Here is an 18,525-nt window from a genome sequence, read left to right as displayed (position 1 = left end):
GTTATTGTGTATTATTTCTTCTTTCTTACTAATGTTAATGTTTCACTCTCGGCAATAAAATCAGCTTCTATTACTTCACCTTCCGCTAATTCACCTTTTAAAATTTCCTCTGCTAATGGGTCTTCCAAATACTTCTGAATTGCTCGATTTAATGGTCGCGCACCATACTGAGGGTCATATCCTTTATCAGCAATAAAATCCTTCGCTTTTTCTGTCAATTCCACAGCAAACCCTAAATTGGCCAAACGCGTCATCAATTTCACCAAAAGCAAATCGATAATCTGGTGTAAATCTGCGCGCTCTAATGAATTGAACACGATGATATCATCCAAACGGTTGATAAATTCTGGAGCAAAAGCTTTCTTCAAGGCATTTTGAATTGTTGATTTTGCCTGTTCTTCCATGTTGTCCACACGTGACTTCGTAGAAAAACCAATTCCTGATCCAAAATCCTTCAAATCACGAGCTCCGATATTCGAAGTCATAATGATGATCGTATTGCGGAAATCAACACGACGGCCTAAACCATCCGTCAAAATTCCATCATCCAAAACCTGTAACAATAAATTGAATACATCTGGATGTGCTTTTTCTATCTCATCTAATAGGACTACTGAATAAGGCTTCCGACGAACTTTTTCCGTCAATTGGCCACCTTCTTCGTAACCCACGTAGCCGGGAGGCGCTCCTACTAAGCGAGATACACTAAATTTCTCCATGTACTCACTCATATCGATACGAACCAATGAATCTTCTTTATCAAATAAATAAGTCGCTAAAACCTTCGCCATTTCCGTTTTACCCACACCTGTAGGACCCAAGAAAATAAATGAGCCAATTGGCTTATTCGGATCTTTCAAGCCTACACGAGTACGTTGGATCGCTTTCACCAATTTCTTCACCGCATCGCCTTGACCTATCACATGTTTGGTCAATTCTTGCTCCATTTGGAGCAACTTCTCCCCTTCTTTGGCAGCGACACGATTCACAGGAATACCTGTCATTTGTGCGATAACTTCCGCAACATGCTCTTCCGTAACGGTAAACTTCTGTTTTTTCGACTCCTCTTCCCAGTTGGTCTTCGCTAATTCCAATTGATCAATCAATTTCTTTTCGCGATCACGTAATTGTGCAGCCTCTTCATACTTCTGAGACTTAACCACTTGGTTCTTCTCCTTCTTCACTACCTCGATTTGATTCTCCAAGGCAACAATATCAGCTGGAACCTGAATATTAGAAATATGTACACGAGCACCTACTTCATCCATCACATCAATGGCCTTATCTGGCAAAAAACGATCTGAAATATAGCGATCTGATAATTTAACAGCTGATTCGATCGAATCTTGCGTATAAATCACATGATGATGCTCTTCGTATTTGTCTTTAATATTATTCAATATTTCAATCGTCTCGTCCACCGTTGTGGCGTCTACCATCACCGTTTGAAAACGACGTGCTAAAGCACCATCTTTTTCGATGTATTGACGGTATTCATCCAAAGTCGTTGCACCAATAACTTGTATATCGCCACGCGCTAAGGCAGGCTTGAACATATTGGAAGCATCCAAAGAACCGGAAGCACCACCCGCACCCACAATCGTATGTAATTCATCGATGAACAAGATAACATCCGTTGACTTCTCCAACTCATTCATAACGGCTTTCATACGCTCCTCAAATTGACCACGGTATTTTGTACCCGCAACCAAAGAGGCGATATCCAAGGTTACAACACGCTTGCCGAAAAGCACACGTGATACTTTCTTTTGAATAATGCGGAGCGCCAAACCCTCTGCGATGGCAGTTTTACCTACGCCGGGCTCACCGATTAATATAGGATTATTCTTTTTGCGACGCGAAAGAATCTGTGCAACACGCTCTATTTCTTTCTCACGTCCAACAATGGCATCTAATTTTCCTTGCTCCGCAATTTTGGTCAAATCACGACCGAAATTATCGAGCACAGGTGTTTTACTTTTTTCTCCTGCTTTGGCTGTTGATGAGCTACTCGAACCACCTTGAGAACTTGAGCCTGAACCACCAAACAAACGACTATCGTCATCAGAATCATCTGTATCTGAACTTGCCTTCGGAGAATTTTCTTGCGAATTGCTCGATTGGAATTCTACCATTTCTTTAATCAAATCATAGTGGACCTGGTATTTCTCCAAAATCTGAGTCGCCACATTATCTTCATCGCGCAAAATCGCCATCAATAAATGTTCGGTTCCTACTAAATTCGTCTTGAAATATTTCGCTTCTAGATATGTCAAACGCAATACTTTCTCTGCTTGCTTCGTCAGAGGAATGTTCAACAAACTTTGTTTATCGAAACTAGAACGACTTGTCGATGCTGTAGAATGTTCAATGCTTTGGCGCAATTGATCTAAAGAGACGCCAGATTTATGTAATAATTCAATGCCTGGTCCTTCACCATCACGAATGATTCCCAACATCAAATGTTCGGTACCAATGTAATCATGCCCTAATCGCAAAGCCTCTTCACGTGCTAATGCAATTACTTCTTTTACCTTATTTGAAAACTTAGCCTCCATATTTCCCTAATTAATAATATTCAAAACGCACCTAAGCCTTTATTTGTTCAAACTCTTTTGTAAAATTTCACGCGATTCAATTCCGTAATTCATAATTAAATCTAGAACGGACAGATTCGCTACAAATTCCGTGCCAAAACACTGTCTATACGCTACTGGATTATAAATATTTCGCGTGGAATATTCCTTTTTTGAATCAATTACATTCCACAAAGAATTCACAGGTGCCTCATGAAATGTTTCAGTGAAGCTAAACTGAGGTTTTTTCTGTAAAAAACGTGCAATTGTATTTAAAAATTGAATATTTAAATCTACTAAAAATTTACTTTTTTTTGCAAATATCTGATCGATAAATGGTTCAACATGTTCAAAAAATGGAGCCTTACCATAAGCAGCTTGAATGGCACCTTTATGTTTTCGAATCCAATCTTGTGAATAGTCAATTTGAACATCCTTCGTTAGTTGCTTGCCAGAAGCGCTTTGAATAATGGGAATGCTCAACAATTCCACCCCATTAGCCCCTAAAATATAACTTCTATTCCGATAGGTTTGCTTAGGAAAATGCTCATAAACCTCAAATTCAATTTGAGGTTCCGCAAAAATTACTGCGCAATATTCTAAAGAAGGTAAATACTGAATATCAATGTGCATTCAAAAAATAAGTGGATATTTGCAAAAATAGCAGATATCAGCGATTAACTCGACAAACTAGCCATGATGTTTTTTTACAAGCTTTTAGGCCGCATGCCGCTTTTCATTTTATACACACTCGCTACTGGTGTCAAATGGGTCTTTTATTACATCATCGGATATCGAAAAGAGGTTATAACTAAAAATATTTCAAACGCATTTCCAAACCTTAATCCCAAGGAAATCAAGGCATTAAGCTATCGTTTTTATGCATACCTAACCGACCAATTAGTAGAATTCTTTTATGGTGTTTCCATCAGCCAAGTAGAGATGCTAGACCGCGTTCAAATGGTTAACGAACACTATATTTCCGATTACCTCCAAGCAGGAACGCCAGTGGTACTCGTAGCTGGACATCAAGGCAACTGGGAATGGGCGATTCACCGACTCGCCTTATCGAAAAATCTGTATGATGTTGTTTATCAAAAATTAAATAATCCGGCCTTCAATCAATTTACGATGGACGTGCGGAGTCGGTTTCCAGGCGTTACTTTATTAGAAAAACGCGAATCCATTTTGGCTACGCGTGAACGAAAAGACATCGCTAGAGGCATTTGTTTAGCGGCAGATCAAGCTCCTCAAAAGCCTGAATCAGCGTATTGGACCAATTTTTTAAATCAAGATACCGCCTTTTTTACCGGTATGGAACGCTTTGCCAGGGACTATAATTACCCGGTCGTTTTTGTGGAATTAATCCGCAAAGAGCGTGGTAAATATATTATGAGTTTTGAACCTATCGCAAATCCCGATTACACCGATTTACCTAAAGGAGAAATTATTGAACGCTTTGCGCGTAGATTGGAGAAATCGATTGTTCAATATCCAGAACAATATTTATGGTCGCATCGCCGCTGGAAACACACAAAGCCAGCTGCCTCACTAATTAAATGGTAATTAGTCAAAATCAATTACATCACCTGCACCTTCTCGAATAATTTCGACAGTATCTTCAGAGATTTCGATGACTGATGAAGGAAAGTGTCCACCATAACCACCATCTAAGACTAAATCCACCTGATTTTCGTAACGTTCAAAGATGAGACTAGGATCTGTATATTCTTCTACTTCCAAACCGTCCTGTGGCAATGTCGTCGTCAACAAGGGATGACCCAATTGTTTCACGATGTCTAATATGGGTTGATAATCTGGAATACGGATACCCACTGTTTTCTTACCCTGTACAAGTACGGCTGGAACCTTCGAACTTGCCGGCAACACAAAAGTATATGGCCCTGGCAAATAGCGTTTCAGCAATTTGAAAGCATAGTCACTTACTTTGGCAAAATTCGCAATCGAACTCAAATCAGCACAAATAAAACTAAAACGATTTTTAGCCGGTTTAATCTGCTTGATCTCACAAATCCGATTAACGGCTTGTTGGCTCTGAATCGAACAACCCATCGCATACATGGTATCCGTCGGGTAAATTATGACCCCGCCTTTTTCAAGCACTTTGACCACCTGGTCAATCAATTCTTGTGAATTATTTCGGTCGTATATTTTTTTGATTTCCACTGCCATCTTAAAAGTTTAAAAAGAAATCAGAGCCTTGTTGCTCGTCCTCCAACTCCTCAATTTTAACCTGGTCAATACTCGCATTAATCTCAAAACCGACAATCAAAATCAAGGCAACAAAATACAACCAAACCATTAAGGCAATTAGTGAACCGATGGAACCATAAACTTTATGGTAGCTCGCGAAATTCACTAAATAATATGAGAATAAATTCGAAATAGAAATCGTTAAAATAGAGGCCGTGATGCAACCAGCATTAAAAAACTTCCAACGTTTATGTATCGCTGGGGCATAATAATAAATCAATGATATCGTAAAAAAGAAGACCGAGAAAATAACAAAATAGGTCAAAACCTTCGTCAGGTAAAACGTAAAATTGTATTCTAGAATACCTTCTTTGGCCAAATATTTAACAACAAAATTCCCTAGAATAAAGACCATAAAGGAAGTAATCAACACAAAGGTCAACAAGAAGTTTAAGCCTACCGCAACAAGGCGTTCCTTAATAAAGCCTCTGTTCTCACTGGTTTTATACGTCAAATTAAATGAGCGCATTAAGGCCATAATACCACTAGTACTCGCATAAAGCGCAAAAAAGAAACCAAAAGAAAGAACTCCTCCCCTTTTCTTATTGACGATTTCGGTGATCAATTCAGTCAAATCGCTTTGAAGGTTTTTGGGCACAGTTGCCTTAATAAAACTGATAATTTTATAATCCAGATGCTCTACGGGCAAATAAGGCAATAAAGAAAATAGAAAGATAATCGTAGGGAATACCGCTAAGGTAAAATTATAGGCTACGGCAGCCGCACGCACATCAATATCAAATTGAAAAACCTTTTGATATAAAATAGAGATGATGCGAACAAGCACATAATGCTCCTCGTATTCACGCCAAATCTGCTTTATTTCATTTAGTAAATTTTTCCTCATACTGAATAATAGGGCATTAATGCATTCATAATAAAATCAGGTGCTTTAATGACCTTTTTGGTCTTTAAATCCATAAAAACCAAGGTTGTCTTCCCTTCATTAATCAAATCACCGGCCTCATTTTTGATCCGATATGAGAACACAATTTTAGCCGTTGGCAACATATCAACCTGACAAATAACAGTCAACTCATCGTCGTATAAACCTGGAGCAATAAATTTGGTATAATGTTCTGCCACTGGAAGACCTATGCCATTATCCTCCAAGGATTTATAACTAACGCCTAAACTTCGCAGCGTTTCCACACGAGCAATTTCATATAAACGCGCATAATTCCCATAATAGACATAGCCCATTTGGTCGGTATCCGCATAACAAACTCGGTATTTAACAGCGTGTGAATACATCTTATTTAATTTTACGAGCGTCTAAGGCAGCCTGATATTTAGCCGCATTTTGCATGTGTTCTGGATAGGTTTTGGCGAAATTATGGAAACCTGAAAAATCCTCCTTCGCGCAGAAATACAAATACTCGTGTTTCTCTAAATTCAATACTTTATCAATCACATCCACCGGAGGAATCGAAATGGGTCCCGGAGGCAATCCTACATTCCGATACGTATTATACGGCGAATTAATAGCTGTATACTTCCCTGTCACACGCTTAATCGTGAAGTCTTTCCATGCGAAAACGATCGTTGGGTCCGCTTGAAGTGGCATTCCTGTTCGGAAACGATTCCAATAAACACCCGCAATCCGAGCTTGCTCAGCCGATTCTTTACTTTCTCCATAAACAATCGATGCCAAAATACCCACTTGAATTGGCGTCATACCTAAAGCCGACGCTTGGTTAACACGCTTTTGATTCCAGAAACGTTTGTTAGCCTTCTCCATTTTCTTCATGAATTCATCAAAAGAAGATGTCCAAAACACCTCATAGGTATCCGGTATGAATAAACATGCGATGGTTTCAGGGCTGTAACCGTATTGCTCAGTAATGGCACTTGAGTCCAACATTTTCATGATGTAGGTAGAATCATAAGGTAATTGCTTCCCCAACTTGCCCGCGATGTCTTCCTTTAAACGAAAGTTATTAATGGTAATTCGTAAGGCATCTTGTCGGCCATTACGCATCTTACGCAACAATTCCCAGTTACCTGATTCTGGACCTACCACATAGCGACCTGGCTTCACTTTTTCAGCAACACCCAAAACCTTCGCCAAAAATCGGAAACTTAATTTATCCCGTACAACATCATGTTTATCTAAGCTATCCAAGACTTGTTTAAAATCAGCTCCTTTGGGGATTAAAATGGCATAAGAATCCCCTTTCACATTAAAATTAGGCGTTTTGAAAATTTGCCAAACGTAATATGAAAACATCGCTGTCACCAACGAAAACACAAGGATAAAAATCTTGATTTTTTTATTTGATACCATCTTAAGCTATATTAAAATCTAATGCAAAACGGCTTGCTAAGCCTTTTAAGTCGGCAACTACCGGATCCAATAAAAGTATCCCTTCTTGCAGACGTATCTTTTCTAATTCGCGTTCAGGGTCACCCGGAATAATAACCTTTTGTCCTTCAACCGCATCAGCAGCACGGAAACGTTTGATCCATTTATCCATATCGTCTTTAAACGCTTCTGCCGGTCGAAATGCGTCAATTCGCATTGCACCTAAAAAATGACCTGTTCCATTTCCCACCGTTTCACCTGCTTGCATAAAACCAGCCGTCGCAAATGGCGGAACCCAAGGACCAAAATTAGCCCCAGAAAGAACTCCGGATAAAATATCCACAATTGCACCTAAGGCATATCCTTTGTGAGATCCATGCTCTCGATCACCGCCCAAAGGCAATAAAGCCCCTCCATTTTTTATCGCAAAAGCATCATGGCAGGGATTACCGTCTTTATCTTGTACCCAACCTGAAGGGGTATCTAAACCTTTGCGTTGCAATATCTCTAATTTTCCATAAGCCACAGCCGTAGACGCAAAATCAGCTAAAAAAGCAGGTTCTTCGTTGGCAGGAATCCCTACAGCAATCGGGTTTGTACCCAATAATTTTTCCCGAGAAAACGTTGGCGTCACTAAAGGAGCCGCATGCGTCATGGCCCAGCCGATCATATCTTTCTCCACAGCCTTCATCGCATGATAACCCGCAATGCCAAAGTGATTGGAATTCTGTACCGCAACCCAACCCGTTCCTGCAATCGCTGCTTTTTCCGTGGCAATTTCCATCGCCTTTGGAGCTACAACAAGTCCTAAACCTCGATCTCCATCAACTAAAGCAGTGGAAGGACTCTCGTGTAAGATTTGAATATGTGGCTTCGGATTTAAGCGTCCATTGTCATATAAACGCACATATCCTGCCAAACGCGCTACGCCATGCGAATCAATTCCTCGGGCATCCGCTGACACCAAAACATGCGCCGCTAAATCCGCATCCTGCTCGGGGCAACCGATGGATTCAAAAACGGAACTGACAAATTGCTTGAGTTGTTTGTAGTCTACTTGCATAACAAAATTTAACAACAAAGATAAAAATAAGAATTGGGAAAAATTTATCAAATTTGTTCTAAAATCATCAACAAATGGAAATCAATCAATGGGTAAACTCAGCTTGGTTCTGGGTCGGAATTGTTTTAGTAGCCGTTATCATCCGTGACGTATTCGTTCAAAAGAGTCACACCATCACACATAATTTTCCTATCGTTGGGCACATACGTTATTGGCTCGAGCAAATAGGTCCTGAGTTGCGACAATATATCGTTGCTAATAACCGGGAAGAATTACCTTTCAACCGACAAGAACGTTCTTGGATCTATGCATCTTCCAAAAACGAGAATAACTTACAGGGATTTGGAACCGATCAAGACTTTAATTCACCGGGCTATATCTTCATCAAGAATGCCATGATGGGTTATAATCCTCCGGCGGATCATCCAAGCAAGAAAAACCCTGGCGTTTTGCCTGCTACCAAGGTAATCGGCCAGTATCACAACCGTAAAAGACCTTTTCGCCCCTACTCGGTTGTCAATATATCAGGAATGAGCTATGGTTCCCTTTCGGCCAAAGCTGTTGAAGCTTTAAACAAAGGAGCCCAATTAGCTGGTTGCTACCACAATACGGGAGAAGGATCATTATCACCTTATCACCAGTTTGGCGCTGATGTAGTATTGAATATCGGAACGGCCTATTTTGGCGTAAGAGAATTAGATGGAACTTTCTCGATGGATAAATTGAAGCAAAAAGTAGAGGAGAATCCACAGCTTCGCGCCATCGAATTAAAATTGTCTCAAGGGGCTAAACCTGGTAAAGGGGGTATGCTGCCAGCTTCGAAAATCAACCAAGAAATTGCGGACATTCGCCATATTCCCATGGGCAAAGACGCAATCTCTCCTGCTTTCCATGCGCAATTCAGCAATGTCCCAGAAATGGTGGATTTCATCGAATCCATGGCCAATGAAACTGGCTTGCCTGTAGGTGTAAAATCAGCCATTGGAAAATTAGAACAATGGGAAGAACTAGCCGCATATATGGCTAAAACAGGCAAAGGACCCGATTTCATCACGATTGATGGTGGCGAAGGAGGAACAGGCGCCGCACCTCATGCATTTGCGGATCACGTATCAATGCCTTTTACATTTGCATTTGCTAAAGTATATCAAATCTTTCAACGCCATGATTTGACCGACAAGATCTATTTCATTGCTTCCGGAAAATTAGGTTTCCCTGAAAAAGCCTTGTTGGCCTTCGCCATGGGTGCAGATTCCATCAATATCGCCCGCGAAGCCATGATGTCCATCGGTTGTATTCAGGCTCAAAAATGCCATACCAATCATTGTCCTACGGGGATTGCAACATCGAATAAATGGTTACAAGCAGGAATCGACATCACACTAAAAAGTGAGCGCTATTACCGCTATCATTACACCTTAGTGAAAGAAATAGCTGAAATCACACATGCCTGTGGTTATGAACATCCTTGCCAAATGACCATGGATGACATCGAACTTTCGATGGGCGACAACAACCGAACAATGACCTTATCCAAAGCTTACGGATATCACAAAACTCCGATTGCTTATGATAATTTCAATGACTTACTTGCCTGCCCGCATTTAGGAGGAGCAAATGCACGAAATCGTTTGGCCTGATAGACCTATGGATTGAAGATAAACGATTATCTTTGCACCCATGTTATCAATATCCAATCTAAATTTCTATTTCGGTAGTCGGGCCCTATACGAAGGAGCCAATCTTCACATCAAACCTAAAGCGAAAATTGGCCTCATTGGGGCGAATGGTACAGGTAAATCAACCTTGCTTCGCTTAATTTCAGGTGAATACACGCCAGATGGAGGGAATATCTCGAAGTCGGGCGATTGCACCATCGGATTTTTAAATCAAGATCTACTCTCCTATCAAACGGATGATAGTATTTTGGAGGTGGCGATGCAGGCGTTTGGCCGCCAACTAGAACTTCAGAAGGAGATTGACCAAGTCTTACATAAGATGGAAACAAATTATGAGGACAAGGATGTGGATTTACTTGCCAAATTACAAGAGGAATTCGAACGATTAGATGGCTATACGATTCAATCCAAAACCGAAGAAATTCTGGAAGGATTGGGTTTCAATACGGATGATTTAAATCGGCCATTGCGACTATTCTCTGGAGGATGGCGTATGCGGGTGATGTTGGCCAAATTGCTTCTACAAAAACCTTCCCTTTTATTGCTTGATGAGCCTACCAACCACTTGGACTTACCGTCAATTGAATGGGTAGAAAATTACATACATGATTACGAAGGTGCGATTGTGGTTGTTTCCCACGACCGTTATTTCTTAGATCGTACAATTGATCATATTGCCGAGGTTTCCGGTGCGAAAATCACATTATATCCTGGAAATTATTCGTATTACACGGAGGAAAAATCCTTGCGGAACGAAATTCAAAAGGGAGCGTTTGAAAACCAACAAGCTCAAATTCGTCAAACAGAGCGATTTATTGAGCGTTTTAAAGCGAAGGCTTCCAAATCGCGTCAAGTACAATCCCGTGTCAAGGCATTGGAGAAGATTGATATCATTGATGATGTGATCGATGAAAAAGCAAAGGTGAATTTCAAATTCAATTTTGGGACTGAACCTGGCCGTTTTATCTTATTTTTAGAGGATATCTCAAAAGCTTATGGCGAGAAGGTTATCTTGAAAAAAACCTCCGCTACAATTAACCGAGGAGATAAAATTGCCTTGATTGGTGCGAATGGAAAAGGTAAATCGACCTTATTACGTGTCATTTCCGGTACGGAAGAAATAGAAGGAGAGCGTAGAACAGGTCACAATGTGATTGAATCCTTCTTTGCACAACATCAATTAGAGAGTTTGAACGTAGAAAATACCTTAATCGATGAACTAAAAGCGACAGGTACCACGAAAACCGAAATGGAATTGCGTAGTGTCTTGGGCTGTTTCTTGTTCTCTGGGGAAGAAGTTTTCAAAAAAATCAAGGTATTATCGGGAGGTGAAAAATCCCGTGTGGCATTGGCGAAGGTATTGATTTCAGAGGCCAACTTCCTTTTACTCGATGAGCCGACCAACCACTTGGACATGCAGTCGGTGAATATCTTAATCCAAGCCTTACAACAATACGAAGGAACTTACGTAGTCGTTTCCCACGATCGTTATTTCGTTTCAAATATAGCCAACAAGATTTGGTACATTGAGGATCATGAGATTAAAGAATATCCTGGTTCATTTGATGAATATGAAACTTGGATGGCGAGCAGACCTACGAATCAAACGACTGTCAAAGCGGTTGTTACTAAGCCAAAGCCTGAATTAGCTCCCGTTGAGCATAAACCAGTTAATCAAAATACAGCAAAGGCCATTGAGAAGTTGGAGAATCTAATCATGGAATTGGAACAGGAAATTGAGCAGATCGAAAACGAGATGGCCAGCGTAGCTGCAGAATCAAAATTTGATGAGCTAAAAGCCTTAGAAACAAAACGCCATGCTGTACAAGTTAAATTAGAGGAAACAACTGCCGAATGGGAGTTATTAATCGGCTAATATGCGAAGCGCCCTATTTATCGTTTTATTAATTTCATTCCAATTAACTGCAATAGGGCAAATACAAAATCAAATTATTGATCCGCAAATTAAGAGTGTTTATCTAAGTCAGTTAGTTCCGCATGAGCTCATTCAGGCACAGCCGACTTTTGACATTAGCGCTCAAGGGAATTATCTAACCTTTGATGACTTATCCCTGCAGAATCGTAATTCGCTCTATTTGCGTGTGATTCATTGCCAGTCGGACTGGACGGCTTCCCCCCTTTCCGACATCGAGTTTCTTCAGGATTTCAATGATATCCCCGTACGTGATTCGCAGGCCTCCATGGGTACCAAAGTACCTTATCGGCATTATCAAATCGCTATACCACGCGTAAAGCTTGCAGGCAATTATGTTGTCATGTTGTACAATAGAGCCAAAAGGGATACAATCCTCACGCAGCGCTATTGTGTATTTTCACAGGAGTTGACCGTTGCGACCCAAGTTCGATTTGGTCGGAGCAATTCCTTACGCAACACCCATCAAAACCTAGACATAAAATTAAAGTACCCAAGCGGACTCATGCTCAATGCGGCCGAGGATCTAAAAATTTACGTAAAGCAGAATGAAATCATTCAAAATCAACTGCCGAAAATGCCTACGGGAATCATTAATCCGATGGAACAAAGCATTAGTTTTCCTACCTACGAAAACGAGCAAGCCATCGCTGGAGGAAACGAATATCGATTAGTTGACCTTCGAAGTACGCAACAAAAATTAAGTTATATCGATCATTGGGATGTGAGAGAAAATGAAACTCGATTGTTTACGCTTCTCGAAACGCCACAGGGGAATTATGCCTATGTGCAGCGAAATGATAACAATGGCGCTTATGTGATTGAGAACTATGAAAATTCAAGTAATCAGCTTTTTGCGGATTATGTCACATGTACTTTTCGCTTAAAAGCACCTAAACAATCGGAGCAAATCTATGTCTGCGGGGCATTTAATCATTTTCAAAAAACAACTGAAAATGAAATGCATTACAATGAAAGTGCAGGGATATATGAAACTAGTATTCAATTAAAACAAGGAATCTATAATTACCGATTTGAAACAAAAAACCCTTCCAATTACTTAGAAGGGAATTATGCTCAAACCGAAAATAGTTATGAAATCTTTGTATATCTACGCAAACCTGGCAAGCGATACGATGAATTGATCGGTTACCAAAAAGTCAGTTCGATCAATTAAACATTGAATCTGAAGTGCATGATGTCACCATCATGAACGATGTAATCTTTTCCTTCTACACTTAGCTTACCTGCTTCTTTACAAGCCGCTTCACTTTTATAGGTTTGGTAGTCGGCAAATTTAATCACCTCCGCACGAATAAAACCACGCTCAAAGTCGGTATGAATTACCCCAGCGGCTTGTGGAGCTTTCCAGCCCTTTTGAATCGTCCAAGCACGAACTTCTTGAACACCAGCCGTAAAGTAGGTAATCAAATTAAGCAAGGCGTAAGAGCTACGAATCAATTTACTTAAACCTGATTCGGCTAAACCATATTCATCTAGGAACATTTGACGTTCCTCTAAATCTTCAATTTCAGAAATTTGAGCTTCTAATGCAGCACAAACAACGATAACTTCTGCTTGCTCCGCTGCGACATTCGCACGTAAAGCATCTACAAATTCATTACCTCCTTTCGTCAAAGAAGCTTCATCTACATTGGCCACGTAGATTACGGGCTTGTCTGTCAACAAACATAGATCGCCTACAGCAACCTCACGTAAATCTGCATCCATCACAACGGTACGTGCCGATTTTCCTTCTTCCAACGTTGCTTTAAACTGTTGCAAAGCAGCAAACTCTTGTTTTGCTTTAGCATCTCCATTTTTCGCAGCACGTTCTGTTTTTTGTATTTTCTTATCGACAGATTCCAAATCTTTTAATTGCAATTCCATGTCGATAATCTCCTTATCGGAGATCGGATTCACACGGCCTTCCACGTGAATGATGTTTTCATCCTCGAAACAACGAACTACGTGAATGATTGCGTCTACTTCGCGAATATTCGCTAAGAATTTATTGCCAAGACCTGCACCTTGAGAAGCACCTTTCACCAAACCAGCGATATCCGTAAATTCAATCACAGTAGGTAAAATACGATTCGGCTTTACGAATTCAGCTAATACATTTAACCGATCGTCTGGAACCGTTACGATACCCACATTAGGTTCAATGGTACAGAACGGGTAATTGGCCGCTTCCGCTTTGTTCGATGATATTGCACTAAATAAAGTTGATTTCCCTACGTTAGGTAAGCCAACAATTCCACAAGTTAATCCCATATATAAATTTAATAAGCTGCAAAAATACGGCTAAAAATGAAAAAAGCCTCCGATTTCTCAGAGGCTTTTCAAAAATAATCGAATATCTTATTCCCACTTCAGGTCAGTCCCACCAAATTCGTCTTCGTCGCGATTAAACTGAGTAAAATCCACATCGGGCATCAATTCGGTTTTCACATGATTAACAGCTTCATTAAGGCCTTCTACAAATTTGTCAAAGTCTTCTTTGTACAGGAACATTTTATGTTTTTCATACACAAAACCATCTTCTTTTTGGTGACGACGGCTTTCTGTGATGGTTATGTAATAATCTTGTGAACGTGTAGATTTTACATCAAAAAAATAAGTTCTTTTACCTGCTCGGATTCGTTTGGAAAACAATTCTTCTCTATCTCTTTCTTCCACTGTTAAAGTAAATTAGGTTTGACAATGTGTAAATCTACTATTAATTCTTATTCACTCAAAAATATTGCAGGGAATTTCAATTCCTACTTCAAGAAATTCTTGCATTATTTTGATAATATTTTTAATTCCCACAATAAAAGTCAAACTTTGAAGGGAATATTGAAGTTCAAACATGCGTTACCTTGTACCCATAATCCTTTTAATCAGCTGCCTGAATCCCTTTGACGGGTATTCTCAGGAGCTCGGTGATGAAAGTTATGGCATCGCATCTTTCTATTCAAAATCCTTTTATAATAAGCGAACGGCCAACCAAGAATTATTACGTAAAACAGAATACACGGCTGCTCACCGCTTGTTTCCGTTTAATACCCTAGTCGAGGTGACCAACATCTACAATAAAAAAAGTGTGGTTGTTCGTATTAATGATCGGGGCCCCTATAAACGAGGACGTATTATTGATTTAACAGAAGCGGCAGCTAAGAAAATCAATCTTCGGAAAGTAGGTTTAGCCAAGGTGAAGATTAAAATCATTGGGTTTGAAAATGAGTTGATGCTCATCCCCTACCACCAATTGGAATTAGAAACTACACCAAAATTCAGTAAAAAATTCTATCAAAAAACACGCCTTAAATACAAAAAGAAATATCGCATTAAACCTCGAATCAAGCATAAGCGCTTCCTAAAAAAAGGTAAAAAACCGAAAAGCAAACTGCGTATTCAGCGTTAATTATTTCCGCTTGCCTTCATAAAACTTCAAGAAGTCCTGAATCTTATCAACAGGAATTCTTTTCCCAATGATGTTTTTCGATTTATCTAAGATATAGACCACTGGAGTTGCGTAGGCATCAAAAGTTTTTTGGAAATCCGTGTAATATTCTTCTTTGCCAGTTTTCGCATTGATATGTATATCGATACCATTCTTCCAGTTTTGAATCTTAAACTCTTCGATAAACTTTTTCCACATAACCTTATCACGCACCAAACAAGCGGCTAATACAGCAATATTTTTCGATTTGAAATAAGCGTCTTGTTTCAATAACTTAGGCGTTTCTTCTTTGCAATGGCTACAATCGGGATCGTAGATAAAAAGAATCGTATAATTCGCCTGTATCGATGACGTAGTTAACAATTTGCCCGAAGGATCTGTTAAAAACATTTCAGGAATACGCTTACCGATTAACAAGGGTTTGATAATCGCAATTCGTTCTTTCATCTTTCGAATGGTCGTCGTATCCCACAATTGGGGTTCCCCGATGTAATATTTCTCAGCTAAATGAACGAAGGCACCATCCGTCCCTACCACATTATGGTTCTCATAAGTACTAGCAATTTTATAAACCACGTATTTGCGCATGGCTGGATTCTTAATCCCAAGCAATAATCGATCTGCATCTTTAGCAATTGAATCCGATTCTTGTACAACCAAATCTTCGAAATACTTATCAATTTTCTTTTGTAAGAAGGGTGTTCTGATAAATCGCTCGTCATTCAAATCGACATTGTCGAAATAATGCTTTTTGTAATAGGTAAATTGAAATTTAAATAAGTCACTGCTATCCTTGGAACTTTTCACGGGTTTGTTGTAAGCAGGGATTTCAGGTTCTAAACTTGCATTAATCAGTTTAGATACAAATAAACTTGAGTGATCCTTTATCCACTTCTTTTGAAGCGTAGCCATTTCTGTCCGAATTTGCTCCGGTTTTTGCTTCGATTGCAAACTCAAATAAGCTGCCGTCATATCTCGTTGAAAGGCATAAAAAGCCTCATTCTCAGGACTCTGATTCACCTTCATTTGACCCACTACATCAGCCGTATCCGTCTCAAACGAAAATTTTGCATTGCCAATGACTAAATCAAAATATTTATTCTTGTTAAACGAAACCAAATATAATCCTTCATCCAACTTCTCATTGCCTTGAAATACAAAATTGCCATCCTGATCCACTTGCGCCGTATCTTTAATGACTTGTTGGTTTGCGCCAAAGTAATGCGCCAAATACACCTCTGTATTTTGCAAACCCTTGATTTTGCCTTTGATTTCAAAAGCAGAATCCTGTGCTTGAATACAATAAAATCCCGTAAAAAGAAGCAATAAGATTGAGAGGACTTTCATAAATTTTAGGCTAATTTTAATATTCTTAATTTCAAAAATACAATGTTTTTCACGCTATCTAAAATTATTGATTTTATACTTTTACCAATATCTTGGTTAATTGCGTTGACATGCCTCAGTTTGTTCGCCAAAAAGGTCAAATTAAAAAGAACGGCGGGATTTTGTCTATTAGTTATTTTGATATTGGGAAGCAATACATGGGTCGTTAACGGACTCTTTTCAGCCTATGAATTACCACAAAGCGAAGCGAAAGGACATTATTCCTTAGCCATTATTTTAGGCGGAGAGATGATTCGGGCCAATCAGGAAGATAAAAATCGGATTAATGTAGGCGAGAGCGCGGATCGTTTCCTGCAGCCTGCGCTACTCTACAAAGCAGGCAAAGTGGACCAAATTCTTATTACGGGAGGCAACACGTCCATCGGCAGCCTTAAAATAGACCAAAGCAATGAAACGATGCAGGTGAAAAAGATTCTGATGGCATTAGGAATCCCCGAAGCAAAGATTTTGGTAGAAAACCAGGCTCGAAATACACACGAAAATGCAAAGTTTAGCAAACGCATGGTTCATTCATTAAAGATTCATGGCCCCATACTTTTGGTTACCTCTGCCTTCCACATGCGGAGAGCATCTGCATGTTTTACCAAAGAGGGATTACATTGCATCCCTTACGTGGTAGACAGCAAAAAAAAGGACACCGATTTAGGTGTCCTTGAATGTATCGTTCCTTCCGAGAAAGAATTGTATAAGCTATCTTATTTATTGCGTGAAATGTTTGGATTCATCATTTACCGCATTGTAGGATATGCCTAGGTAGACAAAATTTCAACCATACGTATCAAATCTTCCGATACAGGTTTCTTCTTCGTGATCGTATCGTGGAAAGGCGTATATACCAATTGGTTATTAATTACACCCGCCATCACATTTTTTTCGCCACGTAACAAGCCTTCTAAAGCTCCTAAACCTAATCGAGACGCTAAAATACGGTCATAGGCAGTAGGAATACCTCCACGTTGGATGTGCCCTAAAGTTGTCACCCGAATATCAATTTTATTGCCCATTTTCTCACGAATCTTTTTAGCAACAATTTGTGCATTCCCTTCTTCATCTCCTTCAGCAACTACGACAATCGATGATGATTTTTGCTTCGCAAAACCATTATTCAAAATCGTAACAATTTCATCTACTGGAGTTAAATTTTCAGGAATCATCAAGGCTTCCGCTCCACCTGCAATACCGCACTGAACGGCAATATAACCTGAATCGCGGCCCATTACCTCGATGAAAAATACGCGATCATGCGAATCTGCCGTATCACGAATCTTATCGATCGCATCTAAAGCCGTATTCACCGCGGTATCATAACCGATCGTATAATCAGTTCCGTATAAATCGTTATCAATGGTACCTGGGGCTCCTACCGTAGGTATTTTGAATTCATTAAAGAAGATCTCTGCACCCGTAAAAGTTCCATTTCCCCCAATCGCTACGAGGCCTTCAATTCCTAACTCTTGTAATTTATCATAGGCTTTTTGACGGCCTTCTGTTGTCATAAATTCTTTTGAACGAGCAGATTTTAAAATCGTTCCACCACGTTGAATAATATTGCTAACGGACTGTGAATTTAACGGGATAATATCCCCTTTGATCATACCATTGTATCCGCGAATAATTCCATAAACTTCTACTCCATGATAGGCAGCACCCCGCACAATCGCACGAATACACGCATTCATTCCGGGAGCGTCACCACCTGAGGTAAATACAGCTATTTTCTTCATCAATCTATTTTTAAATACATGTTACCATGAATATCTACCAAAAATACGATTTTAATCGTTTAATACACAAAATTAGCCTAGATTTTGAATCGATTTTTTATAAAATTCATCTATAA

At 39.6% G+C, this 18,525-nt stretch carries 17 protein-coding genes; 6 read left to right on the top strand and 11 right to left on the bottom strand.

Features of this window, described 5'->3' with window-relative positions; all coding sequences use genetic code 11:
* Positions 1–11 precede the first annotated feature (11 nt).
* The gene (locus V7S75_RS06810) at positions 12–2,558 is read right to left on the bottom strand and encodes an ATP-dependent Clp protease ATP-binding subunit (protein ID WP_459512505.1); all 2,547 of its coding nucleotides are present in this window, start codon (positions 2,556–2,558) and stop codon (positions 12–14) included.
* A 39-nt stretch (positions 2,559–2,597) separates the two neighbouring features.
* The gene (locus tag V7S75_RS06805) at positions 2,598–3,209 is read right to left on the bottom strand and encodes a WbqC family protein (protein WP_459512503.1); all 612 of its coding nucleotides are present in this window, start codon (positions 3,207–3,209) and stop codon (positions 2,598–2,600) included.
* Positions 3,210–3,272: 63 nt separating this feature from the next.
* On the opposite strand from V7S75_RS06805, the gene V7S75_RS06800 reads away from it, so the two are divergent.
* Complete coding sequence (locus V7S75_RS06800; protein WP_459512500.1) at positions 3,273–4,142, top strand: lysophospholipid acyltransferase family protein; 870 nt, start codon at positions 3,273–3,275, stop codon at positions 4,140–4,142.
* Here the strand turns inward: V7S75_RS06800 and V7S75_RS06795 are convergent, their stop codons facing one another.
* From V7S75_RS06795 to V7S75_RS06775, 5 genes are read right to left on the bottom strand one after another with little or no spacing between them, the layout of a single operon-like run.
* The gene (locus tag V7S75_RS06795; protein ID WP_459512498.1) at positions 4,143–4,769 is read right to left on the bottom strand and encodes an L-threonylcarbamoyladenylate synthase; all 627 of its coding nucleotides are present in this window, start codon (positions 4,767–4,769) and stop codon (positions 4,143–4,145) included.
* 1 nt (position 4,770) lies between these two features.
* Positions 4,771–5,697 carry a YihY/virulence factor BrkB family protein gene (locus V7S75_RS06790; protein WP_459512496.1) on the bottom strand — a complete coding sequence of 309 codons (927 nt, stop codon included), beginning with the start codon at positions 5,695–5,697 and terminating at the stop codon, positions 4,771–4,773.
* On the bottom strand, positions 5,694–6,104 hold the full coding sequence (locus V7S75_RS06785) for an acyl-CoA thioesterase (RefSeq protein ID WP_459512494.1): 411 nt from the start codon (positions 6,102–6,104) through the stop codon (positions 5,694–5,696). Before V7S75_RS06785 ends, V7S75_RS06790 begins: the two co-directional genes overlap by 4 nt.
* 1 nt (position 6,105) lies before the next feature.
* The gene (mltG, locus tag V7S75_RS06780) at positions 6,106–7,137 is read right to left on the bottom strand and encodes an endolytic transglycosylase MltG (protein WP_459512492.1); all 1,032 of its coding nucleotides are present in this window, start codon (positions 7,135–7,137) and stop codon (positions 6,106–6,108) included.
* Position 7,138: 1 nt separating this feature from the next.
* Entirely contained in the window at positions 7,139–8,218 is a 1,080-nt protein-coding gene (locus V7S75_RS06775) for an Ldh family oxidoreductase (RefSeq protein ID WP_459512490.1), read from the bottom strand.
* Positions 8,219–8,292: 74 nt separating this feature from the next.
* On the opposite strand from V7S75_RS06775, the gene V7S75_RS06770 reads away from it, so the two are divergent.
* Genes V7S75_RS06770 through V7S75_RS06760 form a run of 3 tightly spaced genes read left to right on the top strand, consistent with a single transcriptional unit; the run spans position 8,293 to position 13,007 of the window.
* A complete protein-coding gene (locus V7S75_RS06770; RefSeq protein ID WP_459512488.1) occupies positions 8,293–9,858 on the top strand; it encodes an FMN-binding glutamate synthase family protein in 1,566 nt (521 codons plus the stop codon).
* Positions 9,859–9,898: 40 nt separating this feature from the next.
* On the top strand, positions 9,899–11,773 hold the full coding sequence (locus tag V7S75_RS06765) for an ABC-F family ATP-binding cassette domain-containing protein (RefSeq protein WP_459512486.1): 1,875 nt from the start codon (positions 9,899–9,901) through the stop codon (positions 11,771–11,773).
* Position 11,774: 1 nt separating this feature from the next.
* Positions 11,775–13,007 (top strand): type IX secretion system plug protein, encoded by a 1,233-nt coding sequence (locus V7S75_RS06760; protein ID WP_459512484.1) that lies wholly within the window; start codon positions 11,775–11,777, stop codon positions 13,005–13,007.
* Here V7S75_RS06760 and ychF read toward each other — a convergent pair.
* Positions 13,004–14,107, bottom strand: a complete 1,104-nt coding sequence (gene ychF, locus V7S75_RS06755; protein WP_459512483.1) for a redox-regulated ATPase YchF — start codon at positions 14,105–14,107, stop codon at positions 13,004–13,006. The two genes, V7S75_RS06760 and ychF, sit on opposite strands and share 4 nt — an antisense overlap.
* An 87-nt stretch (positions 14,108–14,194) precedes the next feature.
* Complete coding sequence (locus tag V7S75_RS06750) at positions 14,195–14,512, bottom strand: DUF3276 family protein (RefSeq protein WP_377976178.1); 318 nt, start codon at positions 14,510–14,512, stop codon at positions 14,195–14,197.
* Between the two features lie 172 nt (positions 14,513–14,684).
* Here V7S75_RS06750 and V7S75_RS06745 point away from each other — a divergent pair, with 172 nt between their 5' ends.
* A complete protein-coding gene (locus tag V7S75_RS06745) occupies positions 14,685–15,239 on the top strand; it encodes a septal ring lytic transglycosylase RlpA family protein (RefSeq protein WP_459512481.1) in 555 nt (184 codons plus the stop codon).
* Here V7S75_RS06745 and V7S75_RS06740 read toward each other — a convergent pair whose 3' ends face one another.
* Complete coding sequence (locus V7S75_RS06740; protein ID WP_459512479.1) at positions 15,240–16,625, bottom strand: DUF4369 domain-containing protein; 1,386 nt, start codon at positions 16,623–16,625, stop codon at positions 15,240–15,242.
* Positions 16,626–16,667: 42 nt separating this feature from the next.
* Here V7S75_RS06740 and V7S75_RS06735 point away from each other — a divergent pair, with 42 nt between their 5' ends.
* Entirely contained in the window at positions 16,668–17,438 is a 771-nt protein-coding gene (locus tag V7S75_RS06735; protein WP_459512478.1) for a YdcF family protein, read from the top strand.
* Here the strand turns inward: V7S75_RS06735 and pfkA are convergent.
* Complete coding sequence (gene pfkA, locus V7S75_RS06730) at positions 17,435–18,409, bottom strand: 6-phosphofructokinase (protein ID WP_459512476.1); 975 nt, start codon at positions 18,407–18,409, stop codon at positions 17,435–17,437. The two genes, V7S75_RS06735 and pfkA, sit on opposite strands and share 4 nt — an antisense overlap.
* Positions 18,410–18,525 lie beyond the last annotated feature (116 nt).

It is taken from the genome of Aquirufa sp. TARAVU-A1A, from assembly GCF_054558675.1.
The sequence above is the reverse complement of the archived record's forward strand: the minus strand, read 5'-3'. Positions and strand labels throughout refer to the sequence as shown.